8 protein-coding genes are annotated in these 10,505 nt (G+C 72.4%); 5 read left to right on the top strand and 3 right to left on the bottom strand.

Annotated features, from left to right (window positions below; all coding sequences use genetic code 11):
• Nucleotides 1-178: 178 nt before the first annotated feature.
• The 3 genes from A2U95_RS14000 to A2U95_RS13990 all read right to left on the bottom strand — a co-directional run bounded on the left by A2U95_RS14000 (nt 179) and on the right by A2U95_RS13990 (nt 4,391).
• Nucleotides 179-1,471, bottom strand: a complete 1,293-nt coding sequence (locus A2U95_RS14000; protein WP_166022443.1) for a citrate synthase — start codon at nt 1,469-1,471, stop codon at nt 179-181.
• A 218-nt stretch (nt 1,472-1,689) separates the two neighbouring features.
• Entirely contained in the window at nt 1,690-3,960 is a 2,271-nt protein-coding gene (recD2, locus tag A2U95_RS13995) for an SF1B family DNA helicase RecD2 (protein ID WP_166022441.1), read from the bottom strand.
• Between the two features lie 71 nt (nt 3,961-4,031).
• Nucleotides 4,032-4,391, bottom strand: a complete 360-nt coding sequence (locus A2U95_RS13990; RefSeq protein WP_166022439.1) for a DoxX family protein — start codon at nt 4,389-4,391, stop codon at nt 4,032-4,034.
• A 236-nt stretch (nt 4,392-4,627) separates the two neighbouring features.
• Between A2U95_RS13990 and A2U95_RS13985 the strand changes: the two genes are divergently transcribed.
• Genes A2U95_RS13985 through rbsD form a run of 5 tightly spaced genes read left to right on the top strand, consistent with a single transcriptional unit; the run spans nt 4,628 to nt 10,491 of the window.
• Entirely contained in the window at nt 4,628-5,662 is a 1,035-nt protein-coding gene (locus A2U95_RS13985; protein ID WP_166022437.1) for a LacI family DNA-binding transcriptional regulator, read from the top strand.
• Nucleotides 5,659-7,209 (top strand): sugar ABC transporter ATP-binding protein, encoded by a 1,551-nt coding sequence (locus tag A2U95_RS13980; RefSeq protein ID WP_166022435.1) that lies wholly within the window; start codon nt 5,659-5,661, stop codon nt 7,207-7,209. Before A2U95_RS13985 ends, A2U95_RS13980 begins: the two co-directional genes overlap by 4 nt.
• Nucleotides 7,199-9,151, top strand: coding sequence for an ABC transporter permease/substrate-binding protein (locus tag A2U95_RS13975; protein ID WP_166022433.1), 1,953 nt, complete (start codon nt 7,199-7,201; stop codon nt 9,149-9,151). Before A2U95_RS13980 ends, A2U95_RS13975 begins: the two co-directional genes overlap by 11 nt.
• A gap of 48 nt (nt 9,152-9,199) precedes the next feature.
• Complete coding sequence (locus tag A2U95_RS13970; protein WP_166022431.1) at nt 9,200-10,108, top strand: ribokinase; 909 nt, start codon at nt 9,200-9,202, stop codon at nt 10,106-10,108.
• A complete protein-coding gene (gene rbsD, locus A2U95_RS13965) occupies nt 10,105-10,491 on the top strand; it encodes a D-ribose pyranase (RefSeq protein ID WP_166022428.1) in 387 nt (128 codons plus the stop codon). Before A2U95_RS13970 ends, rbsD begins: the two co-directional genes overlap by 4 nt.
• Nucleotides 10,492-10,505: the final 14 nt, after the last annotated feature.

Raw genomic sequence — 10,505 nt, 5'->3', positions numbered from 1 at the left:
GGAGCACCGCCGGACGCCCGGGGGTGTCCGGGGCCTCCCGTGCCGCCCCCGGGCCCCCGGAGGGCGCCGAAGGCCCCCGAGAGCCCGGAGCACGCCGAAGGCCCCCGGGGCCCCGGAGCACGCCGAAGCCGCCCCGGCGAGGCCGGGGCGGCTCCTGCGAGGCGTGGGACGGCCGAGGTCAGCCGCGCTCCTCCACCGGGACGAAGTCGCGCTCGACGACGCCCGTGTAGATCTGGCGCGGGCGGCCGATGCGGGAGCCCGGCTCCTTGATCATCTCGTGCCACTGCGCGATCCAGCCCGGCAGGCGGCCCAGCGCGAAGAGCACGGTGAACATCTCGGTCGGGAAGCCCATCGCCCGGTAGATCAGACCCGTGTAGAAGTCGACGTTCGGGTACAGGTTGCGGGAGACGAAGTAGTCGTCGGAGAGCGCGTGCTCCTCGAGCTTCAGCGCGATGTCCAGCAGCTCGTCGGACTTGCCGAGGGCCGAGAGGACGTCGTGCGCCGCCGCCTTGATGATCTTGGCGCGCGGGTCGAAGGACTTGTACACCCGGTGGCCGAAGCCCATCAGGCGGACGCCGTCCTCCTTGTTCTTCACCTTGCGGATGAAGGAGTCGACGTCGCCGCCGTTGGCCTGGATGCCCTCGAGCATCTCCAGCACCGACTGGTTGGCGCCACCGTGCAGCGGGCCCCAGAGGGCGCTGATGCCGGCCGAGATGGAGGCGAACATGTTCGCCTGCGAGGAGCCGACCAGGCGGACCGTGGAGGTGGAGCAGTTCTGCTCGTGGTCCGCGTGCAGGATCAGCAGCTTGTCGAGGGCCGAGACCACGACCGGGTCGAGCTCGTACTCCTCCGCCGGCACGGAGAACGTCATCCGCAGGAAGTTCTCGACGTAGCCGAGGTCGTTGCGCGGGTAGACGAACGGGTGGCCGACCGACTTCTTGTACGCGTGGGCCGCGATCGTCGGAAGCTTGGCGAGCAGGCGGATGGTGGAGAGGTGCCGCTGCTTCTCGTCGAACGGGTTGTGGCTGTCCTGGTAGAAGCTGGACAGCGCGGAGACCACCGAGGACAGCATCGCCATCGGGTGGGCGTCCCGCGGGAAGCCGCGGAAGAAGTTCTTGACGTCCTCGTGCAGCAGGGTGTGCTGCGTGATCTCGTTCTTGAACGTCGTGAGCTCGTCGACCGTCGGGAGCTCGCCGTTGATCAGCAGGTAGGCGACCTCCAGGAAGGTCGACCGCTCCGCGAGCTGCTCGATCGGATAGCCCCGGTAGCGCAGGATGCCCTGCTCGCCGTCCAGGTAGGTGATCGCGGATTTGTACGCCGCGGTGTTGCCGTATCCGCTGTCCAGCGTCACCAGACCGGTCTGAGCCCGGAGCTTCGCGATGTCGAAGCCCTTGTCGCCGACGGTGCTGCCGACCACCGGGTAGGTGTACTCGCCGTCGCCGTACCGCAGTACTACAGAGTTGTCGCTCACGTCTTCCCTCACCGACCTAGTCCTCATCTTCGAGGTGCCCTGACCGCCTCTACCTTCCCCCAACTGGCTCTGGCGAGTGCACTCGGGGTCGACCATCGGGCCCATCGGCGGCACTCAGTGCCGTCAACCTGTTCATCCTGCCCGTCCCGGACGGGATGCGAAAGGTCCCTGTGACCTTTGCGACCCATTTGATCGATCATTTTTATCGAAAAGAATCCTCACTCCGGCGGACGGGGTCCCGAGAGTCGGCCCGAGAGCCGGAAATCCAGCGCCGTACAGCGCCTTCCGGCGGACACGGTCCGCACCGCCTGACCGATGGCTTTGCGTGAGCCAACGAGGACGACGAGCTTCTTGGCCCGGGTCACCGCCGTGTAGAGCAGGTTCCGCTGGAGCATCATCCAGGCGCCCGTGGTCACCGGGACCACCACGGCCGGGTACTCGCTGCCCTGCGAGCGGTGGATGGTCACCGCGTAGGCGTGGGCCAGTTCGTCGAGCTCGTCGAAGTCGTAGGGCACCTCCTCGTCCTCGTCGGTGAGCACCGTCAGCCGCTGCTCGTCCGGATCGAGCGAGGTGACGACACCGACGGTGCCGTTGAACACCCCGTTCTTCCCCTTTTCATAATTGTTACGGATCTGGGTCACTTTGTCCCCCACGCGGAAGACCCGGCCGCCGAACCGCTTCTCCGGAAGACCGGGGCGGGCCGGGGTGACCGCCTGCTGGAGCAGCCCGTTGAGGGCCCCCGCCCCCGCCGGGCCGCGGTGCATGGGGGCGAGCACCTGGACGTCACGGCGGGGGTCGAGGCCGAAGCGGGCGGGCAGCCGGCGGGCGGCGACGTCCACGGTGAGCCGGCCCGCCTCCTCGGTGTCGTCCTCGACGAACAGGAAGAAGTCCTTGAGCCCGTCGGTGACCGGAGGCCGCCCCGCGTTGATCCGGTGCGCGTTGGTGACCACGCCGGACTGCTGGGCCTGCCGGAACACCCTGGTCAGGCGGACGGAGGGGATCGGGCCGCCGTCGGCCAGCAGGTCGCGCAGCACCTCGCCGGCGCCGACGCTGGGGAGCTGGTCCACGTCCCCCACGAAGAGCAGGTGGGCGCCGGGACCGACCGCCTTGACCAGCTTGTTGGCGAGCAGCAGGTCCAGCATGGAGGCCTCGTCGACCACCACCAGGTCGGCGTCGAGCGGGCGGTCCTGGTCGTAGGCGGCGTCCCCGCCGGGCTTGAGCTCCAGCAGCCGGTGGACCGTGGAGGCCTCGGCGCCGGTGAGTTCGGCCAGCCGCTTGGCGGCCCGGCCGGTGGGCGCGGCCAGCACCACCTTGGCGCGCTTGGCGCGGGCCAGCTCCACGATCGAGCGGACCGTGAACGACTTGCCGCAGCCCGGCCCGCCGGTGAGCACGGCGACCTTCTCGGTCAGCGCCAGCCTGACCGCGGCCTCCTGTTCGGGCGCCAGGTCGGCGCCGGTCCGGGTGCGCAGCCAGCCGAGCGCCTTGGCCCAGTCGACGTCCCGGAACCAGGGCATCCGGTCGTCCTCGGCGCGCAGCAGCCGCAGCAGGCGGGAGGCGAGCGCCTGCTCCGCGCGGTGGAACGGCACCAGGTAGACGCCGGTGACGAGGGCGCCGTCGCCCTCCGGTCCGGGGACCTTCTCGCGGACCACGCCCGGCTCCTCGCCGTCCGGGCCGGGTTCGGCCAGCTCGGCCAGGCACTCGATGACCAGGCCGGTGTCCACCTGGAGGAGCTTGACCGCGTCGGCGATCAGGCGTTCCTCGGGGAGGAAGCAGTTCCCCTGGTCGGCGGACTGGGAGAGGGCGTACTGGAGCCCCGCCTTGACGCGCTCGGGACTGTCGTGGGGTATGCCGACGGACTGCGCGATCTTGTCGGCGGTGAGGAAGCCGATGCCCCAGACATCGGCGGCGAGGCGGTAGGGCTGGTTCCTCACCACGGAGATCGAGGCGTCCCCGTACTTCTTGTAGATCCGCACCGCGATGGAGGTCGACACCTCGACGGTCTGGAGGAAGAGCATCACCTCCTTGATCGCCTTCTGCTCCTCCCACGCCGCGGCGATCCGCTCCGTCCGCTTGGGACCGAGGCCGGGGACCTCGACCAGGCGTTCCGGCGACTCCTCGATGATCTGGAGCGTGTCCAGTCCGAAGTGGCGGGTGATGCGGTCGGCGAAGACCGGGCCGATGCCCTTGACCAGGCCGGAGCCGAGGTAGCGGCGGATGCCCTGGACCGTGGCGGGGAGGACGGTGGTGTAGTTCTCGACGTGGAACTGCTTGCCGTACTGGGGGTGGGACCCCCAGCGGCCCTCCATCCGCAGCGACTCCCCGACCTGGGCCCCGAGCAACGCGCCGACGACGGTGAGCAGTTCTCCCGGGCCCGAGCCGCGGCCGGTGTCCACACGGGCGACGGTGTAGCCGTTCTCCTCGTTGGCGTACGTGACGCGTTCGAGCACGCCTTCGAGCACGGCGGGCTTGCGAGCGGGCGGAGTTGCCATGGTTCGACGTTACCGCCGCGGGGCGACAGCGCCGCCGGGCCTGTGGAGAACCCCCGCCCGCCGGGCGGCGGTCAGCTCTTGCGGGCGACGTCGCGCGCCCACAGGACGAGGGGGACCTGCAGCGGGAGCCTGCCGTAGGCGGCGGCCCTGAGCGGCGCGGGACGGTGGCTCCAGTCCTTGGCCATCTTCACGTTGGCGGGGAAGACGCCGACGAGGAAGGCGGTGGTGGCCAGCGCGGCCGCGCGCCGCGTGCGGGGTGCGGCCAGGCCGGCCGCCAGGACGAGTTCGGCCGCGCCGCTGGCGTAGGTCCAGGCGCGCGCGGAGCCGGGCAGGCCACGGGGGACGATGCCGTCGAAGATCCGCGGGCGGGCGAAGTGGGCGACGCCGGCGGTGGCGAGGAGGGCGGCGAGGGCGAGGGGCGAGCGGGACATCGGAACTCCTCGGGACGGGGGCGGCGCGGGACGGGGACGGCGCGATGCTACTCGGCGGTAGCCGCGTGCGCCGGTGATCGCCGCGCATCCGCCGCGCACCCGGCACCACTCACCGAAGATCACCACCGCTCACATGAGCGAGCTGCGTCACAAACCCCGCCGAGGTCTTGCCATCGAGCCGTGTAATCGATTCCAATCACCCGTGTAATCGTTTCCACAAGGAGGTGGAACCGCGGATGCCAGGCATCAAGGACGTCGCCGCGCGCGCCGGCGTCTCCGTCGCCACCGTGTCACGGGCGCTCAACCGGCACCCCTCGGTGAGCGAGGAGGCCCGCGCCCGGGTGCTGGCCGCGGTCGAGGAGCTGGGGTACCGCCCCAACGCCGTCGCCCGGTCGCTGCGCACCGACCAGACCCGCACCCTCGGGCTGGTCATCAGCGACGTCATGAACCCCTACTTCACCGAGCTAGCCAGGGCCGTCGAGGAGGAGGCGCGCGCCCTCGGCTACAGCGTGATCATCGGCAACGCCGACGAACGCCCCGAGCTCCAGGACCACCACATCCGCACCCTGTCGGACCGCCGCATCGACGGTCTGCTGGTCTCCCCCACCGACGGCGGCACCCCGCTGCTGCTGGACACCGCACGGGCCGGGACCCCGGTCGTCTTCGTGGACCGGTGGATCCCCGGCGCGGACGACGTGGACGTGCCCGTGGTCCGGTCCGACGGCCGGGACGCCGTGCGGGAACTGGTCGCCCACCTCCACCGCCTCGGGCACCGGCGGCTCGCCATCATCGCGGGCCCCGCGGCCACCACCACCGGCAGCGAGCGCGTCGAGGCGTTCCGCGAGGCGCTGGCCGCCCACGGGCTGGCCCTGCCCGACGACTACATCGGCCAGGGCGACTTCCAGGCGGAGAGCGGCCGGCGCGCCACCGAGCGGTTCCTGGACCTGCCCGAGCCCCCCGAGGCGGTGTTCGCCGCCGACAACCTGATGGCGCTCGGCGCCCTGGACGCCGTCCGCTCGCGCGGCCTGCGGGTGCCGGACGACATCGCGCTGGCGGCGTTCGACGACATCCCCTGGTTCGTGCACACCGACCCGCCGGTCACCGCGGTCGCCCAGCCGACCGGCGCGCTCGGCCGCGCGGCCGTGCGCGCCCTGGTCGACCGCATCGAGGGCCGGACCGCCCGGTCCGTCACCCTCCCCGCCCGGCTCGTCGTGCGCCGCTCGTGCGGCGAGGACGGCGAGACCCATCCCCAGAAGAGGAGCGACCCGTGAGCGACACGGACGAGTTGCTGCGCATCGAAGGAGTGCGCAAGGCCTTCCCCGGCGTGGTGGCGCTCGACGGCGTCGACTTCGACCTGCGGCGCGGCGAGGTGCACGTCCTGCTCGGCGAGAACGGCGCGGGCAAGAGCACCCTGATCAAGACGCTCTCGGGCGCCCACCGCCCGGACGAGGGCCGGATCCTGGTCGACGGCCGGGAGGTGACGATCGGCAGCGCGCAGGACGCGGAGAAGCTCGGCATCGCCACCATCTACCAGGAGTTCAACCTGGTCCCGGACCTGACCGTGGCCGAGAACATCTTCCTGGGCCGGCAGCCCCGCCGGTTCGGGATGATCGACCGCCGCCGCATGGAGGCCGAGGCCGCCGAGCTGCTGGGGCGGGTCGGGGTGCCGGTCCCGCCGCGCGCCCGGGTGCGCGAACTGGGCATCGCCCGCCTGCAGATGGTGGAGATCGCCAAGGCGCTCAGCCTGGACGCCCGGGTGCTGATCATGGACGAGCCGACCGCCGTGCTCACCTCGGAGGAGGTCGAGAAGCTCTTCTCGATCGTCCGCCGGCTCCGCGAGGACGGCGTGGGCGTCGTCTTCATCACCCACCACCTGGAGGAGATCGCCGCCCTCGGCGACCGCGTCACCGTCATCCGCGACGGCCGCAGCGTCGGCCAGGTCCCGGCCTCCGCCCCGGAGGACGAGCTCGTCCGCCTGATGGTGGGCCGCTCCATCGAGCAGCAGTACCCGCGCGAGCGCGCCGAGGCGGGCGAACCGCTGCTGCGGGTGGAGGGACTCACCCGGGACGGCGTCTTCCACGACGTCTCCTTCGAGGTCCGGGCCGGCGAGGTCGTCGGCATCGCCGGCCTGGTCGGGGCGGGCCGCACCGAGGTGGTGCGCGCCGTCTTCGGCGCCGACCCCTACGACGCGGGCACGGTGACGGTGGCCGGCGGGAAGCTGCGCCGGCACGACGTCAACGCCGCGCTGGACGCCGGGATCGGGCTGATCCCCGAGGACCGCAAGGGCCAGGGCCTGGTGCTCGACGCCTCCGTGGCGGAGAACCTCGGTCTGGTCACCCTCCGGTCGTCCACGAAGGCCGGGCTGGTGGACCGCAAGGGCCAGCGGCGGGCGGCCGGCCGGGTCGCCGAGCAGCTGGGCGTCCGGATGGCGGGCCTCGACCAGCAGGTGCGCACCCTGTCCGGCGGCAACCAGCAGAAGGTCGTCATCGGCAAGTGGCTGCTCGCCGACACCCGGGTGCTGATCCTCGACGAGCCGACCCGCGGCATCGACGTGGGCGCCAAGGTCGAGATCTACCAGCTGATCAACGAACTCACGGCCGCCGGAGCGGCGGTCCTGATGGTCTCCAGCGACCTGCCCGAGGTGCTCGGCATGAGCGACCGGGTGCTGGTGATGGCCCAGGGCCGGATCGCGGGCGAACTGCCCGCCGAGGAGGCGACCCAGGACGCGGTGATGGCCCTCGCCGTCTCCACGCAGTCCACGAACACCGCCGGCGACGAGGCCGGCGACGAGGAAGGGAAGGCCCCCCGTGGCCACTGACACGCTCAAGAGCACGCCGGGCGCGAGTGGCGCCGGCGGCCTGCGCCGCATTCTTCTCGACAACGGCGCGCTGACCGCGCTGATCGTCCTGGTCGTCGCCATGTCGGCGCTGTCCGGCGACTTCCTGACGGCGGACAACCTGCTGAACATCGGCGTCCAGGCGGCGGTCACCGCCATCCTGGCGTTCGGCGTCACCTTCGTCATCGTCTCGGCGGGCATCGACCTGTCGGTGGGCTCGGTGGCCGCGCTGTCGGCGACCGTGCTGGCGTGGATGGCGACCTCCGAGGGGGTGCCGGTCTGGATCGCCGTGATCCTCGCCGTGGTCACCGGCCTGGCCTGCGGCTTCGTCAACGGTGTGCTGATCTCCTACGGGAAGCTGCCGCCGTTCATCGCCACCCTGGCGATGCTGTCGATCGCCCGTGGTCTGTCGCTGGTGATCTCGCAGGGCAGCCCGATCCCCTTCCCCGAGTCGGTCTCGCACCTCGGTGACACCCTCGGCGGCTGGCTGCCGGTGCCGGTCCTGGTCATGGTCGTCCTCGGCCTGATCACGGCCCTGGTCCTGGGCCGCACCTACATCGGCCGCTCCATGTACGCCATCGGCGGCAACGAGGAGGCCGCGCGGCTGTCCGGCCTGAAGGTCAAGAAGCAGAAGCTGGCGATCTACGCCCTGTCCGGCCTGTTCGCCGCCGCGGCGGGCATCGTGCTGGCCTCCCGCCTGTCCTCCGCGCAGCCGCAGGCCGCGCAGGGCTACGAGCTGGACGCGATCGCCGCGGTCGTCATCGGCGGCGCCTCGCTGGCCGGCGGCGTCGGCAAGGCCTCCGGCACCCTGATCGGCGCGCTGATCCTCGCCGTGCTGCGCAACGGCCTCAACCTGCTCTCCGTCTCCGCCTTCTGGCAGCAGGTCGTCATCGGCGTGGTCATCGCGCTCGCCGTCCTGCTGGACACCGTCCGCCGCAAGGCCGGCGCGACCCCGGCGGCGGCCTCCCCCGCGGGCGGCGGCAACCGCGGCAGGCAGGCGGTGACCTACCTGCTGGCCGCCGTGGTCGCGGCGGCCGTGGTGGCCGCGATGTCCTTCCTGCACAACGGCTCCGACGCGGCGGCCCGGCAGAAGGTGGGCCTGTCGCTCTCCACCCTGAACAACCCGTTCTTCGTGCAGATCCGCCAGGGCGCCGAGCAGGAGGCGGAGAAGCTGGGCGTGGACCTGACCGTCACCGACGCGCAGAACGACGCCTCGCAGCAGGCCAACCAGCTGCAGAACTTCACCAGCTCCGGCCTGTCCACCATCGTCGTCAACCCGGTGGACTCCGACGCGGCGGGCCCCTCGGTGCGCTCCGCCAACAAGGCGGACATCCCGGTGGTGGCCGTGGACCGCGGCGTCAACAAGGCCGAGATCGACGCGCTGGTCGCGTCCGACAACGTCGAGGGCGGCCGGATGGCGGCCCGTGCGCTGGGCGAGAAGCTGGGCGGCGAGGGCACCATCGTGATCCTCCAGGGCCAGGCGGGCACCTCCGCCAGCCGTGAGCGCGGCCAGGGCTTCGCCGAGGGCCTGAAGGAGTTCCCGGGCATCGAGGTCGTCGCCAAGCAGCCCGCGGACTTCGACCGCACCAAGGGCCTGGACGTCATGACCAACCTGCTGCAGGCGCACCCCGGCATCGAGGGCGTGTTCGCCGAGAACGACGAGATGGCACTGGGCGCCGCCAAGGCGCTCGGTTCCAGGGCCGGCAAGGACGTGCAGGTCGTCGGCTTCGACGGCACCCCGGACGGGCTCAAGGCCGTCGAGGCGGGCACCCTCTACGCCTCCGTCGCCCAGCAGCCGACCGAGCTCGGGAGGATCGCGGTCCGCAACGCGCTGGACGCGGCCGAGGGCAAGGACCTCAAGGACCTGGTCAAGGTGCCGGTGAAGGTCGTCACCAAGGAGAACGTCGGCTCGTTCGGCGGCTGACGGTTGCCGACGACGGTGACGGTGACGAGGGAGACGAGGGAAGAAGGCATGTACGACTACGACCTGGTGGTCGTCGGGTCGGCCAACGCCGACCTGGTGATCGGTGTCGAGCGGCGGCCCGCCGCCGGGGAGACCGTGCTCGGTTCGGACCTCGCCGTCCACCCGGGCGGCAAGGGCGCCAACCAGGCGGTCGCCGCCGCCCGGCTGGGGGCGCGCACGGCGCTGGTGGCCCGGGTGGGCGACGACCCGCACGGGCGGCTGCTGCTGGACTCGCTGTCCTCGTCCGGCGTCGACACCGCCGCGGTGGCGGCCGGCGGGGCGCCCACGGGCGTCGCGCTGATCACCGTGGACCCGTCGGGCGACAACAGCATCGTGGTGTCGCCCGGCGCCAACGGGCGGCTGACGCCCGAGGACGCGCGAGCGGTGGCCGACCGGGTGCTGCGGCCGGCGCCGGTGGTCTCGGCGCAGCTGGAGATCCCGCTGGAGACGGTGACCGAGGTGGTGCGCCTGCTGGCGCCCGGGACGCGGTTCGTGCTGAACCCGTCGCCGCCCCGGGAGCTGCCGGCCGGGCTGCTGGCCGCCTGCGACCCGCTGATCGTCAACGAGCACGAGGCGCGGGTGATCGCCGGGGACGGCGCGCTGGGCGACGGTCCCGAGGAGTGGGCGCGGGCGCTGCTGGCGCTGGGGCCCCGCTCGGTGGTGGTCACCCTGGGCGCCCGGGGCGCGGTGACCGCCGAGGCGGGCGGGGACGTCACGCGGGTGCCGTCGGTGAGGGTGGACGCCGTGGACACCACGGGCGCGGGCGACGCGTTCACCGCGGCGCTGGCCTGGCGGCTGGGGCTCGGCGAGTCCCTGCCGGTGGCGGCCGCGTACGCGGCACGGGTCGGCGCGGTGGCGGTCACCCGGGAGGGCGCCCAGGCGTCCTACCCGACGGCCGAGGAGGTCGCGGCGCTGTGAAGCGGTCCGGAATCCTGAACCGCCACCTGGCCGGCGCCCTCGCCGAGCTGGGCCACACCGACCAGGTGCTGGTGTGCGACGCGGGCATGCCGATACCGGCGGGGCCGCGGGTGGTGGACCTGGCGTTCCGCGCCGGGGTGCCGTCCTTCGCCGAGGTGCTGGACGGGCTGCTGGAGGAGCTGGTCGTGGAGGGCGCCGTCGCGGCGCGCGAGGTGCGGGAGGCCAATCCGGCGGCCGCGGCGCTGCTGGCGGGGCTGCCCGGACTGCACCTCGTCCCCCACGAGGAGCTCAAGGTGCGCTCGCGGGACGCCCGGCTGGTGGTGCGCACCGGCGAGGCGGCGCCGTACGCCAATGTGCTGCTGCGGTGCGGGGTGTTCTTCTGACGCGCTCCCGCCCC

Source organism: Streptomyces chilikensis, assembly GCF_001642695.1.
In the GTDB taxonomy this organism is placed as follows: Bacteria; Actinomycetota; Actinomycetes; order Streptomycetales; family Streptomycetaceae; genus Streptomyces; species Streptomyces chilikensis.
The sequence above is the reverse complement of the archived record's forward strand: the minus strand, read 5'-3'. Positions and strand labels throughout refer to the sequence as shown.